The 20,213-nt window shown below is 43.7% G+C and carries 19 protein-coding genes and 3 pseudogenes; 7 read left to right on the forward strand and 15 right to left on the reverse strand.

Features of this window, described 5'->3' with window-relative positions; genetic code table 11:
- Nucleotides 1–75 precede the first annotated feature (75 nt).
- Complete coding sequence (locus tag AAGG74_RS12245; RefSeq protein WP_429675647.1) at nt 76–420, forward strand: DUF4181 domain-containing protein; 345 nt, start codon at nt 76–78, stop codon at nt 418–420.
- A 4-nt stretch (nt 421–424) separates the two neighbouring features.
- On the opposite strand, the gene ggt is transcribed toward AAGG74_RS12245, so the two are convergent.
- Nucleotides 425–2,002: a gamma-glutamyltransferase gene (gene ggt / locus AAGG74_RS12250; RefSeq protein ID WP_429675649.1), complete on the reverse strand. Its 1,578-nt coding sequence runs from the start codon at nt 2,000–2,002 to the stop codon at nt 425–427.
- A 214-nt stretch (nt 2,003–2,216) separates the two neighbouring features.
- Here ggt and chrS point away from each other — a divergent pair, with 214 nt between their 5' ends.
- Genes chrS through chrA form a run of 3 tightly spaced genes read left to right on the forward strand, consistent with a single transcriptional unit; the run spans nt 2,217 to nt 3,839 of the window.
- A complete protein-coding gene (gene chrS, locus AAGG74_RS12255) occupies nt 2,217–2,699 on the forward strand; it encodes a chromate efflux transcriptional regulator ChrS (RefSeq protein ID WP_162103913.1) in 483 nt (160 codons plus the stop codon).
- A 13-nt stretch (nt 2,700–2,712) separates the two neighbouring features.
- The gene (chrB, locus tag AAGG74_RS12260) at nt 2,713–3,306 is read left to right on the forward strand and encodes a chromate efflux transporter subunit ChrB (RefSeq protein WP_429675650.1); all 594 of its coding nucleotides are present in this window, start codon (nt 2,713–2,715) and stop codon (nt 3,304–3,306) included.
- The gene (chrA, locus tag AAGG74_RS12265) at nt 3,303–3,839 is read left to right on the forward strand and encodes a chromate resistance efflux protein ChrA (RefSeq protein WP_429675651.1); all 537 of its coding nucleotides are present in this window, start codon (nt 3,303–3,305) and stop codon (nt 3,837–3,839) included. The genes chrB and chrA overlap by 4 nt, the downstream gene beginning before the upstream one ends.
- 26 nt (nt 3,840–3,865) lie before the next feature.
- On the opposite strand, the gene AAGG74_RS12270 is transcribed toward chrA, so the two are convergent.
- Both AAGG74_RS12270 and AAGG74_RS12275 read right to left on the reverse strand, forming a co-directional pair.
- Nucleotides 3,866–4,087 carry a hypothetical protein gene (locus tag AAGG74_RS12270; RefSeq protein ID WP_162103910.1) on the reverse strand — a complete coding sequence of 74 codons (222 nt, stop codon included), beginning with the start codon at nt 4,085–4,087 and terminating at the stop codon, nt 3,866–3,868.
- On the reverse strand, nt 4,084–4,629 hold the full coding sequence (locus tag AAGG74_RS12275; RefSeq protein ID WP_429675652.1) for a flavodoxin family protein: 546 nt from the start codon (nt 4,627–4,629) through the stop codon (nt 4,084–4,086). Before AAGG74_RS12275 ends, AAGG74_RS12270 begins: the two co-directional genes overlap by 4 nt.
- 121 nt (nt 4,630–4,750) lie before the next feature.
- Between AAGG74_RS12275 and AAGG74_RS12280 the strand changes: the two genes are divergently transcribed.
- A complete protein-coding gene (locus AAGG74_RS12280; protein ID WP_429675653.1) occupies nt 4,751–5,632 on the forward strand; it encodes a LysR family transcriptional regulator in 882 nt (293 codons plus the stop codon).
- 385 nt (nt 5,633–6,017) lie between these two features.
- Here the strand turns inward: AAGG74_RS12280 and AAGG74_RS12285 are convergent, their stop codons facing one another.
- From AAGG74_RS12285 to AAGG74_RS12335, 11 genes and pseudogenes are all read right to left on the reverse strand, one after another.
- A complete protein-coding gene (locus tag AAGG74_RS12285; RefSeq protein WP_225493227.1) occupies nt 6,018–6,374 on the reverse strand; it encodes an Imm3 family immunity protein in 357 nt (118 codons plus the stop codon).
- A gap of 26 nt (nt 6,375–6,400) precedes the next feature.
- Nucleotides 6,401–6,916: pseudogene (locus AAGG74_RS12290) on the reverse strand (deaminase domain-containing protein); the annotation flags it as partial.
- A gap of 204 nt (nt 6,917–7,120) precedes the next feature.
- Nucleotides 7,121–7,496: pseudogene (locus AAGG74_RS12295) on the reverse strand (pre-toxin TG domain-containing protein); the annotation flags it as partial.
- A 127-nt stretch (nt 7,497–7,623) separates the two neighbouring features.
- Nucleotides 7,624–8,061, reverse strand: a complete 438-nt coding sequence (locus AAGG74_RS12300; RefSeq protein WP_429675654.1) for an SMI1/KNR4 family protein — start codon at nt 8,059–8,061, stop codon at nt 7,624–7,626.
- Nucleotides 8,062–8,070: 9 nt separating this feature from the next.
- A complete protein-coding gene (locus tag AAGG74_RS12305; RefSeq protein WP_429675655.1) occupies nt 8,071–10,218 on the reverse strand; it encodes a ribonuclease YeeF family protein in 2,148 nt (715 codons plus the stop codon).
- Nucleotides 10,219–10,236: 18 nt separating this feature from the next.
- Nucleotides 10,237–10,497, reverse strand: a complete 261-nt coding sequence (locus AAGG74_RS12310; protein ID WP_162103904.1) for a YwqI/YxiC family protein — start codon at nt 10,495–10,497, stop codon at nt 10,237–10,239.
- A gap of 9 nt (nt 10,498–10,506) precedes the next feature.
- Nucleotides 10,507–10,929, reverse strand: a complete 423-nt coding sequence (locus tag AAGG74_RS12315) for a YwqH-like family protein (RefSeq protein ID WP_429675657.1) — start codon at nt 10,927–10,929, stop codon at nt 10,507–10,509.
- Nucleotides 10,930–11,302: 373 nt separating this feature from the next.
- Entirely contained in the window at nt 11,303–12,625 is a 1,323-nt protein-coding gene (locus AAGG74_RS12320; RefSeq protein ID WP_429675658.1) for a UDP-glucose dehydrogenase family protein, read from the reverse strand.
- A gap of 777 nt (nt 12,626–13,402) precedes the next feature.
- A complete protein-coding gene (locus AAGG74_RS12325) occupies nt 13,403–14,089 on the reverse strand; it encodes a CpsD/CapB family tyrosine-protein kinase (RefSeq protein ID WP_429675659.1) in 687 nt (228 codons plus the stop codon).
- Complete coding sequence (tkmA, locus tag AAGG74_RS12330) at nt 14,079–14,825, reverse strand: protein-tyrosine kinase activator TkmA (RefSeq protein WP_162103900.1); 747 nt, start codon at nt 14,823–14,825, stop codon at nt 14,079–14,081. The genes AAGG74_RS12325 and tkmA overlap by 11 nt, the downstream gene beginning before the upstream one ends.
- A 189-nt stretch (nt 14,826–15,014) precedes the next feature.
- The gene (locus AAGG74_RS12335) at nt 15,015–15,158 is read right to left on the reverse strand and encodes a YwzD family small protein (RefSeq protein ID WP_162103899.1); all 144 of its coding nucleotides are present in this window, start codon (nt 15,156–15,158) and stop codon (nt 15,015–15,017) included.
- Nucleotides 15,159–15,361: 203 nt separating this feature from the next.
- Between AAGG74_RS12335 and AAGG74_RS12340 the strand changes: the two genes are divergently transcribed.
- Both AAGG74_RS12340 and AAGG74_RS12345 read left to right on the forward strand, forming a co-directional pair.
- On the forward strand, nt 15,362–16,972 hold the full coding sequence (locus AAGG74_RS12340; protein WP_429675662.1) for an SWIM zinc finger family protein: 1,611 nt from the start codon (nt 15,362–15,364) through the stop codon (nt 16,970–16,972).
- A complete protein-coding gene (locus AAGG74_RS12345) occupies nt 16,959–19,727 on the forward strand; it encodes a DEAD/DEAH box helicase (RefSeq protein ID WP_429675664.1) in 2,769 nt (922 codons plus the stop codon). The genes AAGG74_RS12340 and AAGG74_RS12345 overlap by 14 nt, the downstream gene beginning before the upstream one ends.
- Nucleotides 19,728–19,931: 204 nt before the next feature.
- Here AAGG74_RS12345 and AAGG74_RS12350 read toward each other — a convergent pair.
- Nucleotides 19,932–20,109, reverse strand: a pseudogene (locus tag AAGG74_RS12350) (DeoR family transcriptional regulator); the annotation flags it as partial.
- Between the last annotated feature and the right edge of the window lie 104 nt (nt 20,110–20,213).

Consider the following 20,213-nt stretch of genomic DNA (forward strand, 5'->3'; position numbering starts at 1 on the left):
CCTTGTTTTCGTTAAAAAACGCCCGGATAAATCTCCGGGTGTTTATGAATGAGAAGGTAAGAAGGAGGGATTGAAATGGAAGGCACTCATTTTTTGATTGTAATGCTGACCACTCTTTTTATCACGATTGCTTTTTATAGCTATATCCAAAAAAAACTGGGAATCCCTAAACCGCCTCGGTGGTATCAACCTGTCAATAGCATACATAGACTGCTGGACATCCTCTTGCTCATATTATTTGGTTTTTCCTTGTTTCGTTTTCCTCCAGAGAATATGCTTATCTTATATCTATTCTTGATGAATGGTTTTCGTGCATTTATGGAGTGGAAATATAAGCGTGAAGAGAAGCAGTATGTATACTATTTATTTGGCACCGCTCTCTTTCTAACCGTTTTTATTTATATTTGTATTTTCTTTTAATATCTCATATTCCCACAGCTATTCCATCTCCGCGCGGATCGGCTCCGCCTTGAAGGAAGCCTTCTTCATCAACTTTGATGGCTGCTGCGTGTCCCATGAGCGAATCATAGTCATCGACAACCTCAACAAAATGTCCGCTGGCTTGCAGTCTTTCAATGGTTGCTTCTGAGACTCTGCCCTCGACTCTGAGACCTTCATATTCCTCTCCCCATGTTCTTCCCCACACCCAGCGCGGTTCGCTGATCGCCTGCTGAGGGTGCATTCCATAGTCCAGCATTCTGGTAATAATCGCCGTTTGGGTCTGCGGCTGGCCTTCACCGCCTTGTGTGCCGTACAGAATTTTCGGTTTCCCGTCTTTGCAGACCATAGCCGGCATAAGTGTATGGAAGCTGCGTTTTCTAGGTTCAAGCGTATTGACATGATCTTGATCTAATGAGAAAAATGACCCGCGGTTTTGCAGCAATATGCCTGTATCACCCGCAGTAACTACCGAGCCAAATTCAAAGTACAGGCTTTGAATGAATGACACTGCGTTGCCTTCCGCATCGATGACGGCCGCATATGCCGTATCACTTCCCACCGGCCTGCTTTCTGCCGGTCCCGCCATATGACCGATTTCTACCGCCAATCGTTTCGCATAGCTTTTGTCCAAAAGCTTATCAAGCGGAATATCAGCAAACGCCGGATCAGTCAGAACGGCATTCCGATCTACAAAACTCTTTTTCAGCGCTTCCACAAGCACATGATAATACTCGAACGACCCATGCTCAATGTGAGTAAAATCATAGTTTTCCAGAATGTTCAAAGTTAACAAACCGGTAAATCCCTGAGAATTCGGCGGCGCTTGGTACACACTGTATCCTCGGTAATCACTTGATACAGGCTCCATCCACTCGCCTCGGTGCGCTCTAAAGTCATCGAGTGTCATGTAACTGCCATTATGCTGTACATACGAGACCATCCGCTGCGCGATATCTCCTTCATAGAAGGCGCTTCTTCCTTTCTCGGCAATCATATTCATGCTCTCTGCCAGCTCTCTTTGCACAAATCGCTCTCCCGGAATAGGCGCTTTGCCGCTTCTTGTAAAAATCTCGGCCGTGTAAGGCGTGGAAGCCAACAGCTCAAGATTCGTTTCTGTGTGACGGCACTGATCAGTTGATACTGGAAAACCATTTTGGGCATAGTCGAGTGCAGGCTCCATAATCTCTGCAAGAGACATACGTCCGTACTCCTTCAATACGGCATCCCAGCTATCAACCATCCCCGGCACTGTAATGGCACTGCCTATTCCCCTCAGCGGAATCGCGCTTTTTCCCTTGTATACTTCTCTCGTGACATTTTTTCCTGAACGGCCGCTGCCATTGTAGACTCTTGCCGCCTTCGTTTCCTCGTGAAAGGTCAGCCAAAAGGAATCCCCTCCAAGACCCGTCATATGCGGATACACAACTGCCAGACAAGCACTCACAGCAACGGCGGCGTCAAATGCGTTTCCTCCCTTGTCCAATATTTGGTTTCCGGCTTGAGAAGCGAGATAATGCGGGCTGACAACCATTTGTTTTGTACCAATGACAGATTTGTTCATCACGCATCCCCCTTTTTTAGAGATTTTCTCCAGTATAAGGAGGCTTGGTGCCATGCCTCTATAGGTTCGGAAGATAAACTGACAAACTTTTTCCGTTCCGAAATTAAAAAATCATTATTTCATTCATTTCGAAAACAATAATCAAATCGAACTTTCTAAACGTAATTTTTATGATAAAATACAATGTAAAAGGCTACGAAAGCAGGTGGAACAATTGAGTCATAGTCATGACTATCAAATCCCCAACCTTGTTCTGGATGAGATTGACAAGCAGATCCTCACAATTTTGCACGAGGAAGGCAGAATATCTTATACGGATCTTGGCAAAAGAGTCGATTTGTCACGGGTTGCTGTCCAGACTCGAATTAACCATTTAATCGAAGCTGGTGTCATTGAAAAATTCACCGCTGTCATTAATCCCGCAAAAATCGGCATCCATGTATCCGTGTTTTTCAATGTCGAAGTCGAACCGCAATTTTTAGAGGATGTCGCGCTTAAGCTTGAGGAAGAACCTGCGGTTACCAGTCTCTATCACATGACAGGTCCAAGCAAACTGCACATGCATGGAATCTTCGCGAATGATCAAGAAATGGAAGAGTTTTTAACAAAACGGCTGTATCCGCTTGAAGGCGTCGTCAGTGTTGATTGCCAAATGCTGATTAAACGATACAAAAGCCGAATGGGAATGAAGCTGTAAAGGAGAGAAATAAATGAAAAACCATCCTTATCGGGATATGATGGCCGCCATGGTTCGCACCGGCGTATTAGGATTCGGCGGCGGGCCTTCCGTGATTCCGCTGATCCGCCATGAAGCGGTCAATAAATATAAATGGATTGATGATGATGAATTCGGAGAAATACTGGCAATCGCCAATGCGCTTCCTGGACCGATTGCCACAAAAATGGCTGCGTATCTGGGATTTAAACTAAAAGGCACGCTGGGCGCAATCGTGGCGACCCTCGCTCATATTTTGCCTACATGCATCGCTATGGTCGGCTTGTTTGCCGCTGTAAATGTCCTAAGCCACTCAGCAATTGTTGCCGGCATGATTGGCGCCGTAACGCCAGTGATAGCCGTCATGCTCGGCATCATGGCATACGAGTTTGGCCAAAAAGCGCTTAAAGGCTTCGGCTGGGTCACCGGCATCCTGTTTTTTATCATCGCTTTTATCGGCCTGCAAACGTTACAGATCAATCCCGGCCTTGTCATTATCATTTTCCTGGCGTACGGCGCGTTTCATTTTAAACTGAAAGACAAAATCACAAATAAACATTCAAAAGATAAAGGAATGTCAGCCTCATGATCATGATTTATTTATTTATGGCATTTTTGATCGCAAACCTGCTCGGGTATGGCGGCGGACCTGCGTCTATCCCGCTGATGTTTGAAGAAGTCGTCAACAGATACAGCTGGCTGTCAAATGACCAATTTTCAAACATGCTCGCCCTTGCGAACGCATTGCCGGGCCCGATCGCAACCAAAATCGCCGCATATGTCGGCTACAGCGCAGGGGGATGGCCCGGCTTTCTGATTGCACTGATCGCAACCGTCGTACCGTCAGCGCTCGCCTTAATTGTCCTGCTTCGCATGATTCAGCGCTTCCGCCAATCACCCGTCATCAAAGGAATGACGCTGTCCGTTCAGCCAGTCATCGCTGTCATGATGCTTATCCTTACTTGGCAAATCGGCGCCGACGGCATCAAAGCCATCGGCTGGATCCAATCTCTGGTGATTGCGGGAATTTCCCTCCTTGCCATGACAAAATTCAAGATGCATCCGGCATTTCTGATTATCGCGGCATTTTTGTATGGAGGCCTCGTGATTCCTCATTTGTAGAGAAAAGCACCTATCTAGGTGCTTTTTTATTTAGGGCCAGAAATTCCATTCGTAATGACAGCTGTTTCTTTGCCTGTATCATTTTTGTACATGTGCTTGATTTGCAGTGTGGTTCCTGCCATTCTTACAGATTGCTGAATGTGAGGCGAATTGGTTTCAACCGGCACCCAATCAGGAGACTGCTCATTCCAAGATAAAAAGCATGCAAGGATCAACAGACCAGCGATAATCGACAGCATTATCTTCATATCGCATCACTTCTTTTCAATAAACTGCTCGCCGCGTACAGCGCTTGAGTATCATGAAGAATGTCACCGGGACGATTGCCTTCTCCCAGCACATAGCCTTTAAAAGACATTCCCATAAAGTCAAAAATGAGTTCAAACTGCTGAATCAGCGGAAGCCCTTTTGTCTTAGGCTTGTCTCCGCCGACTGCTATCACATATGCCTGCTTCTTCGTCATTTGCTGTTGAAAATTAGGAAACCCAGGATCTCTCAATGTCTGTGACCAGCGATCAATAAACTGCTTTAATGTCCCTGACATGCCAAACCAATAAATCGGGGTAGCGAATATGAGAATATCGTACGGCAATATCTGTTCAATGATAGAATCGTAATCATCTTGAATCGGACGGAAGCCGCCTTGAGCGTGACGCATATCTTCAATTGGCTGGATATGATATTTTCTCAAATCAATGTGTTTGGCACCGAATCCTTGTACTGCCTTCTCCGCAAGAATGTCCGTATTTCCGCCACACCGGGTTCCGCCATTTATGACCGCAATTTCCATGATGCATCTGCTCCTTTGTTTACGAATCATTTTCTTCATCATATAATGGATTCACCGATCAATACAGATGAATATTCCGATCAATCCAATCGGCAAAACCGATTTAGAAAGAGAGAGACAAATGGAATTAAAACAGCTGATCACCTTTATTACAGCGGCAGAACATGTAAACTTTACCCTTACCGCCAAGATACTTAACTATGCCCAATCAAGCGTTACCGCTCAGATCAAATCACTTGAAGAAGAAATCGGGACGCCTTTATTTGAACGGCTCGGCAAGCGGCTCATCCTGACAGAGGCCGGCACAACGTTCAAAACGTATGCGGAGAAGATCATCGCGTTAACTGAAGAAGCCAAAATGGCGGCAAATCATGCAAGAGAAACAACGGGAACGTTGAAAATTGGAGCTACGGAAAGCCAGTGTACATACCGCCTTCCGCCTATTATTAAAGAATTTAAACAGGCTTTTCCCCAAGTAAAGCTCATATTCAAACCGTATGTTTCCAACGAACAAGTCAAAGAACAGCTTTTACAAGGCCAGCTTGATATCACCTTTGTTTTGGATGTAAATCGTCCGGACGACGCACTACACATTGAATCTCTGGTGCAGGATGAGATAAAAATGGTAGCGGCAAATGACCATCCTTTATCTGGACATTTACCAGTATCATTGAAGAATCTTCAAAACGAAACTCTTCTGCTGACAGAAGACGGCTGCTCGTACCGTATGCTCTTTGAGGACACTTTACATGACGCCGGTGTTCACCCTAATAAATTGGAATTTGTCAGCATAGAAGCCATCAAACAATGCGTAATGGCCGGTCTTGGAATTGGCATATTGCCTGAAATGACTGTAAAAGACGATATTGCAGCAGGCAGGATGAAAGAACTCAATTGGCGGAGTGAGTGTCCTGTTTTTACCCAATTGGCATGGCATAAGGACAAATGGATGTCTGCCCCATTGAAGGCTTTTATCGAGTTGACGCGGAGCACTTTTAAATAAAAATGTTACTGGCCAGCACAACCTGGAAAAATCACACAGCATACAAAAAACACTTGCTGACTCAGAGCCGCAAGTGTTACGTGTGATCTTTCTGATAAAACGTTCGTAAGACATGTGTTTCAAGGTAACAATAAGTTCATTCATACTTTTTTTGATCTTTTAATTGTCTTGTAAACTCTCCGGAGTCATGTTTATCATTTCTATAAAGTTAACTTTAATTCTTTATTTTTGGTACATCATTCAATCACTCGATTTTCGAGAGTTACAAATAATCTATGAAGGCAGAGCCATCTTTACTTCATTCAAGGCAAGCAAATAAGCACTTGTTGCCTAAAAAGACAATCAAGTGCTTTATTGTTATCTAATATTGGAACTCTAATTTAACTTACTCGGCAGATGGGTTATAATCTATCTCAACTTTACTAAGACCCACTAATACTTTTTCTATCCTATTAGTTAAATCTGCTATTTCCTCTTTTGTCAGTTCATTTGAAGCATCTATATCTTTATACTTGCTTAATCTCCTTGTTATACCTTCAATAAGCCCAATAAAAACTTTATCATGTCCAATTGCAATCTCACCAATAGCAGTATCAACAATAACATCTTCTATCTTACCTAAGTTATCAAACTCATCTGATAGTTTTGCTATAGCATACTTATATCCCCTATCTTCATCTAACAACTCTTCATATGTCTCCTGAATTGCTTCAAATAATTCATTATACTCCCAATCTTTCATAATTACTTTCCTCCAAAGAATTTAGTTTAAGAAATAATTCTATTACCATTGTTGTGTACGACTTCTAATTCAATATTTTTATATTTAGCTGCAAACTCTGCTATAACTTTATTACAACTGTCGCAAGTATCCAGTTCTGTAAATAACTTAATTCTACCACTAGCTTGTGTATTATCCCCAAGCCTAGAAGCTATATCATTTAGTATTTTATACTCAGTATCTGTATTCCTTAAATAATTAAATCCATTTTTACCAACTGCTTCTGTAGCCTTAAACATTGGATTTTCAGGTTGTAAAGAAATATCAGGCACCTTATGCTCAAGACTTCCCTTAAGTTCATTTATGCTACTTTGAGCATAAAATTCTGATTTGCTTATCCCACTGACATCCACTTCGGCAACAGCAAAATTACCAGATTTCTTATATTTACTCGATAAATTTCCTCTTAGTTCCTTCACTCTATCAATTATATGCGCTTCTGTTACTGAATCTATTTGTCTAGTTGGATATACTTTACCCGTACCCTTAACACCTTTACCATCACTAGCCATCTTCACAATCCCAAGATCCTTCACAGCCGTCTTTTCCACATCTACACGGACTGTCGGGATTCCGAACGTGGAGCCATCTGGAGTTACGGGGCGTTCTGCGTACAGGCGGACGTTGGTTGGAACTTTAAATTGTTTGACTTTTTCTAGTGTCTTGTTCGCTTTTTGAACTTTTGAATGAGTTGCAAGGGGTATGCCTTTATCTGCATGCTTCGCCAGCGCACCGGCTCCAACCAAGCTCAGCGCTGCTTCCAGCGCACCCTGCTTCCGCTTCTCCTCTGACACTTCGTTACCAAACATATCCCGTCCAGTAACTGCTTCTGAGAAACCGTTAGAAGCAACGAGGCCGTATGCGCCCATTTCTGACATTTTGAGAATGTCTAAGGATTTTCCGGTTTTGTAGGCGTCTAAATGCGTGTTCGGCAGCAATAGCCGCTTTTCCGGTTTTGTAGATGGCTTTTCCGCCTTTGAAGGCGCGGCCTGCCCAGCCGACGACTGGGATGTACCCTGCGGCTGCCATGGCGCCGGCTGTGACGCGTTCGGCTGTGGTGAGTTTTTCTCCTGTGACAGGGTCGCAGTAAAGTCAAACAAGTTATTAGAAATTATAAAACATGAAAAACAATTTATTTAAAAAAACCTTGATAGGCTTTAGTAGCCAATCAAGGTTAATAATTCTTCTAACCATTCTCTCTCTTACAAACCTAATCCTCTATTAAATCTATAAAATATTCGTTATCCTTGAGAAACTTTTTAAAAAAATCCTCTAATGATTCAGCTATTTGAGTATCAAAATAAAATACTGGATTGTTGATTAATTGTAAATCAATAGAAATATAAACACCTTCGTTTACTTCAAAAAAAATAAGTTTATTTTCATCATCATAAAGTTCATCTAAATCTGGGTCAAATTCAAAAATTCCTTTTCTTAGCCTAATGTCAGCTACAGCCCCTGGCCCCAATATTCTATTTATTGCATTATCACTATTACCTTTAATAAAACCATAACCGACTTCTAAATATAATTGTTTTAAATCATTGGGAATTTTCATCTCCATTCTTTGTTCAGCTTTTAATATAGCCTCTTCAGATACCTTATATGTTTTATTTTCTAAATGATTAATAAATTCAAATCCAGCCATATACTAATCTTACCTCCTTGGAAAAAGTTTTCCTGATGGTGCTCCCTTTCCATGTATACCTGCTTGGTGTTCATCCGGATATTTTGCTGGATGGATATTCCACCATTCGTGAGGGCCACCAAAATTGTTTTCTATGATATGATGAGCGTCATACGGTTGACCAATACTTCGGGCAACTTCTCCATACTGATCAAAAACCTCTTCTGTATATCTAGGCCACTTTTGATTGGTTTTTTCTTCCCATTCTGCAATCAGTCTATCTTTCAAACTTGATGTGAATTTGCTCCTATGCTTAGCCGTTTCTTTTGGTGTTAATTTTTCATAGTTATTGTTTCTCAAAGCTTCTTTTAAATGGTCAATCTGCTCTTTATTGACCTTCCGCCCTGTTTTAGCCTCTATATCTCTTAAATAAGCTTTCGCTAAATCTTTATTAAGTTCACCGGTAGCTTTAGTACCTTCACTATGAACTTCTATTTGTTGCTTCTCGACTTTCCGCACTTTAGGCTCTTCTACATGCTTTATTTTTGGTTTTTTTGCGAATCTTCCATCACTTGTGCGGAACACTTTCGACGTGGCATCATAGAATACCTTTCCGGTTTGTGTAATATAGTGGATATGGTCATTAGCCACTTGTTTTAGGTAATTCGCTGGATACTGCGCGACTTTCTTTACAGCTTCTTTATTAATCATACTCTCGGTATGTTGGCCGCTTTTGGCATATGCATATGCTGGCTGATGCCGAGATGAGCCCATCAGCTGTTTTGCAAAACGCACAGTTTCACCGACTGATTCTATCACCGATAGCGAGCGTTTTTTGACTGATTGATAGGTTTGATGCGTTACTTTTTTCATATGGGTAGGATTCACAACATACCGTATATCTGATAGTTTCGTTTTAACTGTTGAACCTTTGTCCATATTCCGATACATTGATACACTATGATCAACAGATTTAGCAAGACCGCCTGCACCAACCATCCCCAAAGCTGCTTCCAGTGCGCCTTGCTTCCGCTTCTCCTCTGACACTTCGTTACCAAACATATCCCGTCCTGTGACCGCTTCAGAGAATCCGTTTGATGCGACGAGGCCGTATGCGCCCATTTCTGACATTTTGAGAATGTCTAAGGATTTTCCGGTTTTGTAGGCGTCTAAAGCGTGTTCAGCTGCGATAGCCGCTTTTCCGGTTTTGTAGATGGCTTTTCCGCCTTTGAAGGCGCGGCCTGCCCAGCCGACGACCGGGATGTACCCTGCGGCTGCCATGGCGCCTGCTGTGACGCGTTCGGCTGTGGAGAGTTTTTCTCCTGTGACAGGGTCGTAGCCTTCGGTTGCTCTTATCGTATCATAATAGCCGGTGACTTCGCCTGTGAAGGTGCAGACGCCATCCCATGTTTTTTCATACCATGGTTTATTCGCTTCTTCTTCCGCTTTTTCTTGAAGCTGCCTTGCTTCTGCTTGCTGTTCTTTCGCCTCGATATAAGAAGCCGCTTGTTTTTCCGCTTCTATCGCACCCTTATAAACTTCGCTGGAGGTGAATGCTTTTTTGTTGTAGTGAAGAGGAGCGGCACTTTTTCCTTTGCTTGTTGCTTGCATTAAAGCGGTGTACTTAGCAAGCACGGCATTATCGAGCGACTGCAGATTTTGATATTCTGTGGTCAGCGACTCGTCCAATTCATCAACCGCTGTAATCGTATCGCGCCGGATTTTTTGTGCGTCGTACATCTTGTCTGCGTAATCGTTAAGAGAATAAGAGGATAAATCCAAAATGCCGACAAGACTTGAGAGAATATTATCAATCTCTAATTTATGGGCAGAAACAATTTCTAACGCCTTCAAGCTCCCGTTTGGCAGCTCATTTTCCAGATAGGACGTTTCTACATAATGATCAGTTAATTCCTTCTCTTTGACATCTCCAGAGATTCCTTTTAGAAAAGAGATCTGGGCTGAGACAAGCTTCAGCCACGTATCGACAATGTCAGCTTGTCCCTGAAAAAAATCTTTAATATTGTCTGCGCCTTTTCCTTTAAAATCGTCGCCTAAATCAGCTACAGCCTGAAACGCTTTTTTTAAGGTTTCTAACTGCTCTTCAAGCGTTTCATATTGTTTTTTTCTGCTCTTCGCTTCTTTGATTAAAGCCTTTGCTTCAAATACTTTACTCATTGCACAGCCCTTTCTATGCTATTTTGCGCCAATTGCCTCGTCCTGCTCCTTCAATGAGTCGACATTGTCTTTTGTGTCTTCTATGTTTTTTTGGACGGCTTTTTTATAATCGCCCAGCATCGTTTTAATGCTTGCCTCACGCTCATGGTACTTTTTCGTATATTCCAGCTTGTTCTTGCCATTTGATCCGGCGGCGCCGATTGATACATCAGCCAGCGCATCTTTGACAGAATCCAATGTTTTGATGACTGTGTCGTACTTCAGCTTAATTTCTGACATAAAAAAAGATCACCACCATTTTAGTTGTCTAATTGTATTTCCGACTTCTTCCGCGAATTCTTCTCCCTTTTTAAGAAGATTTTCTGCACCATTTGCTATGAACAATTCCGACGCATATTTGGATTTTTCCACTTTAAGATCTAAAATTTCCCTGTTAATAGAAACCATATACTCGTTATATTTATCATTCACAATTTTAGAAGCTTCCGATTTCGCCTCTTCTCTGCCCTTGTCGAAATCATTCGCTTTTGTTCCCGTCCAGTGCTTGTCCAATTCCGGTTTCACGATATTTTTGATTTCGGTAATAGCCTCTTCTTGCAGTGTGTGTATGTCCTTTTTTGCCTTTTTCAGCTTCTCGATCTTATCTTCCGTATCGGAAATTTTTCCGTTGAGCGAACTTTTGATATCCGCAAGCTTGCTTTCGTAACCCATCTGAATCACCTCTTAATACTCAAAAAGTCGTATGGAGGGGCTCGTGAAGATAGACTTTTCCATACTTTATTTCCATATATTATATTTTAAAATAGCCAGAAGGCGGCATAAATAGGGTAAACGACTTAATTTAGGTGTGTGACGCTCTTAAAATGTAGGTCTATAATCTCGTTTTTGTTCGTTATATAACTAATGAAAGCGCCTCACAAAACGAAAACTCCTAAAGTCGTAGTTACAAAGACACTTGCAAGAGGCAGATATTGATGATCCGTCTCTTTAGTTGGGTATGTTGCATGCTTGAAAAAATAGACATATCATGTGAAATAGACGAAAAAAAGACTGGTGCGCGCGCAACCAGTCTCTCCTTTTATATTTATTGCAAGACACCAGACGGAATAACCGCCTTGCGTCCCACGGAATAATACTCCACTCCTGCGGCGGCAGCTTCATCCAATGTGTAGCAGTTTCTACCGTCAAATATGAACGGCGTTTCCATTAAGTTCTGATACGCCGCGAGCGGGAATTGTTTAATGTCGGCCCAATCGGTCAAAATCATGACGGCATCGGCCCCTTTGACAGCTTCCTCAATCGTCTCTTTGTATTCAACAGCTTGCGGGAGAACACGCTTCGCTTGGCCGGCGGCAATAGGATCGTAGGCTGTAATATGGGCGTCGAGCGCAGCGAGGCGCTCTGCAATGACAATTGACGGCGCTTCCCTCATATCATCTGTATTCGGTTTAAATGACAGCCCCAAAAGGGCAATCGTTTTCCCCGTCACCCCGCCGAGCCTGTTCAGCGCTTTATCAACCAGCATTGCCTGTTGATTGTTGTTCACTTTGATGACTGATTTCAGCAGCTCAAAATCATGCTCGACATTGCCGGCAATTTGCACGAGGGCGTTTGTGTCCTTTGGAAAACAAGAGCCGCCGTAGCCTATGCCAGCTTTTAAAAACTGGCTACCGATCCGTTTATCCTGTCCCATGCCGTGTGCAACTGCTTCAATATCAGCACCGACTTTTTCACATATATTTGAAATTTCGTTTATAAAGCTGATCTTCGTAGCCAGAAAAGCATTTGATGCATATTTGATCATTTCGGCGCTTCTGATATCCGTTTGGTAAATCGGAATTTGAAACGGACGGAAAAGCTCCTCAAGCGTTTTAGCTGTTTTCTGATCTGCTGTTCCGATCACGATTCTATCACCATGAAACGTGTCATAGATCGCCGACCCCTCACGTAAAAATTCCGGATTGGATGCGACCGCAATGCTGACAGGCTCCGAAAGATGTTCAGTGATCAGCTCATTAATCAAATCGTTTGTCCCGACAGGCACTGTGCTTTTCGTTACCACGATGATATCCCGTTTAGCATACTGGGCGATGCGTTTGGCGGCATCCGTAATATGCGCCAGATCCGCGTGCCCGTCGCTTTTCTGCGGTGTGCCGACCGCAATAAAAATAATGTCCGCCTGTGCCAAACCTTTCTCATAGCTCGTTTCAAAATCCAGCCGTCCTTCCGCTGAATTTTTTTTCATCAGCTCTTCAAGGCCTGGTTCAAATATGGGGGAAATCCCCTTTTTCATTTCATCAATCTTGTGAGCGTCAATATCAATGCAGGTTACATGATGGCCAATCTCAGAAAGAGAAACACCTGTCACAAGACCGACATAGCCTGTTCCGATGACTGTTATATTCATTGTTTCCCTCCAACAGTTAAATTGCTGCTTTGCAGCTTCCGTATTATCGTATGAGAACATCCTATCATGAATGCGGATAATCTCCTACATAGCCTGTCGGGTACAGCCTGTACAGATTTCTGAAATGTGATTCAATCCTACAATATACTATTATATCGCTCTGAAAAAGAAAGTGGTGAAATGCGAACCAGCTGTGCGGAACTGTCTGAAGATCGTCTGGTTCAAGGGAGAAACTCGGCATTTCCCGTCAGCATATAAGGATATTCCGAACGTATCCTTTCTTAAGTACATGAAGAACGTAATCCCTCGTTTTCAGATTATGAGTATGTGATGATTCAAATCGGCTCGTGCAAACTAGAGAGAAAATGCTTTCGCTCTTTTTTCAGAAGGTAATACAGCTGGCAAAGATTTTTACTAATTTCTATGTTGTGTTCAGGACGGGCAATACTAAAAGTGCGGCTCCGCATATCAGAGAACCTGATCGATCAGGATGGATTTCATATCATTCAGTGAGAGTAAATTGCCAAAGATTATGATCTCCTGCTTCGGAAGCACGGTTAACAGGATATCTTCTTTAATGAAACGTTTGTTTAACTGATATGCGCTTCTCTGTCTGCGGATGGCTCGTTATTCTGATGATGCGGCAGCGGGGTAATGATCCGGACGGACACAGCCTTGCCATTTTCTATGCTGTCGGCCGACGCTGCTGCCGAAACAAGGTGACAGTGAATATCCGTCTCCCTGCTTTCGCAAAAAAAATAACGGGCAAGATGCCCGTTAGTATGACATGTTCCTTATTTCTTTCGAAAGCTTTTTCCCATTCATAATCGTCCCAAGGAGCTGGCTATTGCACGATTCAAGTACCTCTTTCGCTTTTGCAGCCTGTTCCTTTTCTGTTTTCCCGCTTGAAATAACCAGAACAGAACAGTCTGCTACATTGCCTAACATTTTTGCATCCGCTGCGGCGAGAATAGGCGGCGTATCAAAAATGACCATATCATATGCCGCACACGCTGCATCCGCGACCTCTTTCATTCCTTTTGAGGAGAGGAGCTCTGCCGGGTTTGGCGGGATCGGACCGCTCGTCAGCACGTCAAGGCGTTGTTCATTTGAGGCTTGTACAGCCTGATCCAGTGAGCTTTTCTTACATAAAACAGATGTGAGGCCAATCCTATTTTCCAAATGAAAGGCCGTATGTATTGTGGGTTTTCGCAAATCAGCATCGATCAGAAGCACTCTTTTTCCCTGCTGGGCATATACGACAGCCAGGTTAGCCGCCGTTGTTGATTTTCCTTCTCCGGAACAGGCCGATGTGATCATCACTGATGTCATTTGTCGATCCCCTAAAGCAAATTCTATATTCGTACGAATCGTCCGATATTGTTCAAAGTTTAAGGTTTGCGGCTTTGCCATCGCAATGACCTTCCTGCACACGCTAGAGCTTTTGCTTTTTCTAAGCGCCAAAATGTCCACTCCCTGTTGTTTCAGAATGGATACCGTGTGAGCCTTTCGCTGTTTTCGTCTCATTGGCAAAGCTGAAAACCGTTCCTAAAACCGGGATGTCCAGCAAGGATTCGAGCTGCTCTTCTGATTTGATCGTATGATCTAAATACTCAAGCAGAAAGGCCAGTCCGATGCTTCCTGCCAACCCTGCCGCAAACGCGATTGCAATGTTAAGAAGCGGCTTAGGCGATATAGGTGACGGATGTGCCGAAACTTCAGCTTTTGACAGAATATTGACGTTGTCAACATTCATAATAGATGTGATTTTGTCTTGAAAAACAGAGGCGACGGTATTGGCTATATGAGCCGCTGTTTCCTCGTTTTCATCCCTGACGGATATGTTGACCACTTGGGAGTCCTGTTCGCTGGATACGGTAATTTTGTCATTCAGTTCTTGCGATGTCATTGACAGGCCCATTTCTTTAATAACTTCGTCTAAAATGGCAGGGCTCTTAATGATGACGTTGTACGTGTTGATTAACTGAAGATTGGCTTGCACATCTTTAATTTGTACTTCTTTTCGTTCGTTTTTCAATTGATTGACCAGAATCTGAGTTGAGTTTTCATAGATGGGTGTAAGTGCGAAGAAACTGATGAGTCCGCCCGCGGCAGTCACAGCTGCGGTTACACTCATAATCAAAAGCAAGCGTTTTGTTAGTATTGATACGACCTCTTTTAAACTAGTAGATTCTCCCATGATACCTCCAAATCTCTTATAACATTCTTTTCCATCTATGATTATACAACGTAGAAACCGTATTTTCCCAGCTTTTCATGTGCCATAATGCGACACTTTTTTTACTCTATTTACTGTCTAGTCATCTCTCTTGTTCAGGAAATCACGTATTTACACATAAAAAATCCCGCAAAAAGGCGTGCGGGATTCTTATGTTGCATATCCATTTTTAATATGTGAAATCAAATTTTCAAGCATTTCCTTCGTCGTCATCTCAGATGACTGCTCACCTATTTCATGTGCATGCATCAAAATTTTCAGAAATTCCTCTTGATTTAATTTCTTTTCATTCATTTTTTTGTTCCTTTCAGCTTCCATTAAGTTGAAAACACGATTATTATATGATGCCGGTTGTTAATTTGCAATCTCTAATACATCATTCGACACATTCCATTTTTTATGTCCTTTTTTAGGAAAAACTTTTTCAAGACGATGTGTTGCGATATAATAGAGAAATTGGATCTTTTTATTAAGTGACTCGGTTAGGAGCGATAATCATGCTTCAGAATATAATTTCTAAAGACGATGTGCTGGCATCTGCTGAACAGTTGAAGGAACTTATTCCTTATAATGAGGAAAATGTCCAGCTGATCAAAAAGGCCCTTATTTTATATCGGCAGGATTCAGTTTATCGTTTACAAGCAATGAGTCCGACGGAAGTTACGGCTTACGTGCAGGATGTTGTGCCTGTGCGGGTCACATTGAACTTGTTTGTCATAGCCAAAAGCGGCTGTTCATGTCCGTCCGGAAGAATTTGCCGCCATATGCTGGCTGTTTTTTTATATGTATATGCAATGTTCGAGCGAGTGGGTACTTTTACAGAACACTGGCTCGAGAGGGAAAAACTTGAGGAAAGCAAAGAACTCGTCCGCCGCCAGTTTCAGGAAAAGGTGCTGCCTAATGAAGAATCGCTTTCAAGCTGGCTCGCTTTTTTCGATGCAGAATTTTCTCTCTGGAAGGCGCGTACACCGGAAGGCAGCCAAAATATGCAGGGTCTCTATTACGGCTACTTGTCCGCCTTAAAAAAACATGCGCCGAACAAACCCGAGCTGAAAAGCCTGTATCAGATTCATTCCTCGATTGCGGTTTGGCTTCGGATGTTCACATTGATTGAAGCGGGCAAGCTGAACCCCGAGCAAGACTTTTATTCCCTCAATCCGTATGTTGAACAGCTGATGGATACGATCTACAGCTCAATTGATACATTAAAAACATACGCGCTGTCATTTGCGCTTGATCCGTTTTTGGAAAAAACGCCGGAAGTGATCCGGAACTTGCTGTTGAAAGAAGATGTTTTTCAATATGAACGCATCCGTATTTTCGCTGAAATTTGGAGCACGCTGCTATCGAGGCAAAAATGGGTGTCGCACGAACAGGAGATTTTAAAAAAAGAAGCCAAACGGCGTTTTTCACCTGAATTGCAATTCGGACGCCTGCATCTGGATTTCTTGCAGAAGAATGATGACGTTATTTTTGCGGAAGCTGATCAATTCCCGCCTGAAGCGCTGCCGTATACGTTTCAGTGGCTGGGTGAAATGACTGCCAAGAAGGATTGGAAACGGCTGAAAACATGGTACCAGCGGATTGAACCGATTGCGCTGGGTTATACGAAACTGGATAAACCGTTTAAAGAAATTCGCGACGTGATCGGCGAGCTGCTCCTTCTACTGAACGCCTATGTGAAGCAAACCAATGACCAAGCGCTGTTTGAACGCTATGCCGCGGGCTGTCTGCCGTATACGTTCACAGAATACAGCCATCATTTATATGAGAAAAAACGCTATGCCGAGTGGATTGAAATTCACAGCCTTGTCGGCTTTTCCATCTATGAAATGGATAAAATCATGTTGAAGGAAATTACAGCGAGTGATCCGGAGGCGCTGATTCCGGCTTACCACAGAGAAGTGTCCTTTTTTATCGATCAGAAAAACCGCAGTTCGTATAAGGAAGCCGCCCGGTATTTGAAAAAACTGCGCACCCTATACAGAAAAGCGAAGAAACTGAAGGTATGGGAGCGGTACATTCAGCAATTGAGCTCGCATTACAAGCGACTGCGCGCACTACAAGAAGAACTGCAGAAAGGAAAGTTGATTGATGGCGAGTCTTAAAGAAATTCTTATCCACGTCGAACAAATGGAAGATGGGTCATTTACGCTCTCAGCCTTTGATGAGAATGAACAGCCCCTTCCCTACAGCCATATGAAAAGGCATTTGTTCCAGTGGCATGAATCCTCATTTTACGGAACCTTCCTTGAGGATGTCAGCTTCATCGGGACAACCGCTGTTTTGCTTTCTCCATGGATGACTGTAGAACTTCTCGGCAAAAACTCGTTCAACTCATTTAGCTCCGTGCAGCTTACAGAAGAAACGGAGCCGCTGATCGAGGCGGCCTCGACCATCTATGAATTTATCGCAGACGGTGATTTTCTGCCTGACTACGAAGCGTGGACAAACGGTGTTTTTCGTTGGAAAGACCGCGACAATATACTGGAAGGTTTTACCGCGGATTGGTTTTCCGCAGCAGTGCAGGATTACATCCAATACGATGATGACCTGCGGGAGAAATGGGAGCACATTAAGGAAAAATCGCCTGCGATCACGACATTCCGCGGACATTTTCTCGATGAAGAGGATTTTCTAGTACGGATCGGCTGGATTGACGATCAATCTCCATTTACAGTCGGCCTGCGCTTAAACGAACCAGACTTTGACGGTGACGAATGGAAAATTGAGATATTTTTACGAGATAAAAAAAGCGGCGCTGTCGAATTCTTTGACGGCCTAAAGAGCCTCAAAAAATCGTGGCAGGCGCACAGTGACAAAATTGCGCGTGAACAGGACCGCTTTCACAGAACAGTTCCGTGGCTGTCATTTGATTCTGGAACAACATTGATCTCAGAGGAAGAAGCCTGGCTCTTTCTGTCAGAAGCAAGTGAGACGCTTGTCGACATGGGCATTGAAATTCTTCTGCCGTCCTGGTGGCAGATTGTCAGAGACAGCAACATGATGCTGAAGGCAAAAGTGTCTTCTGCCCCGCGCGGCGAGTCATTTGTCGGCATGAATGCGCTGCTTGATTTCAACTGGCGGTTTGCGACAAATGGGATTGAGCTGACTGAGGCTGAATTCGATGAGCTTGTCGCCAGCAATAGACGCCTCGTGAATATTCGCGGGCAATGGGTAAAAATCGACCCGCAGTTTATCAAACAGATGAAACGCCTGATGGAAAAAGCGGAATCAGAAGGACTTCACATGTCTGATGTTCTGGCGCGCGAGCTAATGGATCAGGGGGAAGGCGGGCTTGAGGAGTCAGATCTAATTGATGCATCTGCTTTTGCCGGCATCCAATTTGATCTGTCCAAACAGCTCAGGTCACTGATTCGGAAGCTCACGACCGCGGAGAACCTGCCGGAGCATGAAGTCAGTCCTTCTTTCAAAGGGACGCTTCGCCCCTATCAGATATACGGCATGAACTGGCTGCTGTTTCTGCGGGAAAGCGGTTTTGGCGCCTGTCTGGCTGACGATATGGGACTTGGAAAAACGATTCAAATGATCGCCTATTTCCTGCACGTGAAGGAAAGCGGGCAGCAAACAACGCCGAATTTGATTATTGCGCCGACATCCGTACTTGGCAACTGGCAGCGGGAGTTTCAAACCTTTGCCCCTGATCTGTCTATCGCGCTTCATTACGGGCCGCGGCGTCCAAAGGGTGATGATTTTGCTGCTCACTACAAACACGCCGATGTGGTACTCACTTCATACGGGTTGTCTCATGCTGATTCGGAAGAGCTGGCTTCTGTGACATGGAACACAATCTGCCTTGATGAAGCACAAAATATAAAAAACGCACATACGAAGCAATCACGTGCCATCAGAAAACTGAAAGGGCTGCACCATATTGCGCTGAGCGGCACGCCGATGGAAAACCGCTTGACTGAGCTGTGGTCAATTTTTGATTACATGAATAAAGGCTACCTTGGCAGTTTGACGGGTTTTCACAAACGCTATGTGCTGCCGATTGAAAAAGACCGGGACGAAAAGATAATCGGACAGCTGCAGCAATTAATTCGGCCGTTCCTTCTGCGGCGGACGAAACGGGATGAGGAGGTCGCCCTTAATCTTCCTGAGAAACTGGAAGAAAAAGAATTTATCCCGCTGTCAGCCGAACAGGCGTCACTTTATGAGCAGCTTGTCAAAGACACATTTGACCATATGACATCACTGACCGGCATGCAGCGAAAGGCGCTGATTCTTAGCATGCTCGGACGGCTCAAGCAAATATGCGATCACCCCGCGCTCTATTTAAAAGAAGAGCAAACCGAGCTGCTGGCAGGCAGGTCAGTCAAGCTTGAAAAATTGCTTGAGCTCATGACAGCGATTCGCGCTCAAAACGAAAGCTGTCTCATTTTCACGCAATACATTCAGATGGGGAACATGATGAAGCGGCTGCTTGAAAAAACGTTTGGTGAACCTGTGCAATTTTTAAATGGGAGCCTTTCCAAGCAAGAGCGGGATTCCCTCGTTGAAAGATTTCAGAAGAAAGAATACCCGACGCTGATTCTTTCACTCAAAGCTGGAGGCACCGGGCTTAATTTGACCGCCGCCAACCATGTCATCCATTATGACAGATGGTGGAACCCGGCGGTTGAAAACCAGGCCACTGACCGGGCGTACCGCATTGGCCAGGAGCGCTTTGTCCATGTTCATAAAATGATTACGACGGGAACAATCGAAGAAAAAATCGATGTCATGCTCGAATCGAAGCAAACTTTGAACGATCAAATTATTCAAAGTGAAAACTGGATTACCGAGCTTTCCACACAGGAACTCGAAGAATTGTTTACATTGAGCGCTTCAGCGCGATGAAATAACAAAAAAGCTGGCTCCTGAATAGAAAGAGCCAGCTTTTTTCCGTTCATGACCGTCACGCCGGATGTCCAAGGAATCCGTTACGCCGGTTATCAACAGGATGCACGCTGGATGCAGCATATAAACCTGCAGCAAGTTTTTTATCATATGTGGGGCGTCGTGTTCGTCATTGGTCAAGGTGACAGCGTCGGCCATCTTTTCCGGTAAAATGGCACCGCCCCTTTTTGCGGATGATGACATTCTGTTTCTCCAGCTTCACAAGATCCCGTCTCGCTGTATCCCTTGATACTCAAAAGAGCGTACAGATCTGCTCTGTCGTAATACGGTTATGCTGTTTTTTAAAATCCAAAATCGCTACTAATCTTTCTTCTTGGTACACGCCCTCATTCCTTTTCTTCAATCATCTTTAAGAGATTATAAGTTTTCAAGTAGATGTGTTCAATGCTTTTAAGTGAAAACGTGTCATTATAACCGTTTTTTTCT

Source organism: Bacillus mexicanus, assembly GCF_050445615.1.
GTDB classification, from domain to species: domain Bacteria; phylum Bacillota; class Bacilli; order Bacillales; family Bacillaceae; genus Bacillus; species Bacillus mexicanus.

What these genes read in the sequence shown, in the direction of transcription:
- AAGG74_RS12245 (WP_429675647.1), top strand. Translation starts at nt 76, where the DNA reads ATGGAAGGCACTCATTTTTTGATTGTAATGCTGACCACTCTTTTTATC.
- ggt (WP_429675649.1), bottom strand. Translation starts at nt 2,002, where the DNA reads ATGAACAAATCTGTCATTGGTACAAAACAAATGGTTGTCAGCCCGCAT.
- chrB (WP_429675650.1), top strand. Translation starts at nt 2,713, where the DNA reads ATGAAAAACCATCCTTATCGGGATATGATGGCCGCCATGGTTCGCACC.
- chrA (WP_429675651.1), top strand. Translation starts at nt 3,303, where the DNA reads ATGATCATGATTTATTTATTTATGGCATTTTTGATCGCAAACCTGCTC.
- AAGG74_RS12270 (WP_162103910.1), bottom strand. Translation starts at nt 4,087, where the DNA reads ATGAAGATAATGCTGTCGATTATCGCTGGTCTGTTGATCCTTGCATGC.
- AAGG74_RS12275 (WP_429675652.1), bottom strand. Translation starts at nt 4,629, where the DNA reads ATGGAAATTGCGGTCATAAATGGCGGAACCCGGTGTGGCGGAAATACG.
- AAGG74_RS12280 (WP_429675653.1), top strand. Translation starts at nt 4,751, where the DNA reads ATGGAATTAAAACAGCTGATCACCTTTATTACAGCGGCAGAACATGTA.
- AAGG74_RS12285 (WP_225493227.1), bottom strand. Translation starts at nt 6,374, where the DNA reads ATGAAAGATTGGGAGTATAATGAATTATTTGAAGCAATTCAGGAGACA.
- AAGG74_RS12300 (WP_429675654.1), bottom strand. Translation starts at nt 8,061, where the DNA reads ATGGCTGGATTTGAATTTATTAATCATTTAGAAAATAAAACATATAAG.
- AAGG74_RS12305 (WP_429675655.1), bottom strand. Translation starts at nt 10,218, where the DNA reads ATGAGTAAAGTATTTGAAGCAAAGGCTTTAATCAAAGAAGCGAAGAGC.
- AAGG74_RS12310 (WP_162103904.1), bottom strand. Translation starts at nt 10,497, where the DNA reads ATGTCAGAAATTAAGCTGAAGTACGACACAGTCATCAAAACATTGGAT.
- AAGG74_RS12315 (WP_429675657.1), bottom strand. Translation starts at nt 10,929, where the DNA reads ATGGGTTACGAAAGCAAGCTTGCGGATATCAAAAGTTCGCTCAACGGA.
- AAGG74_RS12320 (WP_429675658.1), bottom strand. Translation starts at nt 12,625, where the DNA reads ATGAATATAACAGTCATCGGAACAGGCTATGTCGGTCTTGTGACAGGT.
- tkmA (WP_162103900.1), bottom strand. Translation starts at nt 14,825, where the DNA reads ATGGGAGAATCTACTAGTTTAAAAGAGGTCGTATCAATACTAACAAAA.
- AAGG74_RS12335 (WP_162103899.1), bottom strand. Translation starts at nt 15,158, where the DNA reads ATGAATGAAAAGAAATTAAATCAAGAGGAATTTCTGAAAATTTTGATG.
- AAGG74_RS12340 (WP_429675662.1), top strand. Translation starts at nt 15,362, where the DNA reads ATGCTTCAGAATATAATTTCTAAAGACGATGTGCTGGCATCTGCTGAA.
- AAGG74_RS12345 (WP_429675664.1), top strand. Translation starts at nt 16,959, where the DNA reads ATGGCGAGTCTTAAAGAAATTCTTATCCACGTCGAACAAATGGAAGAT.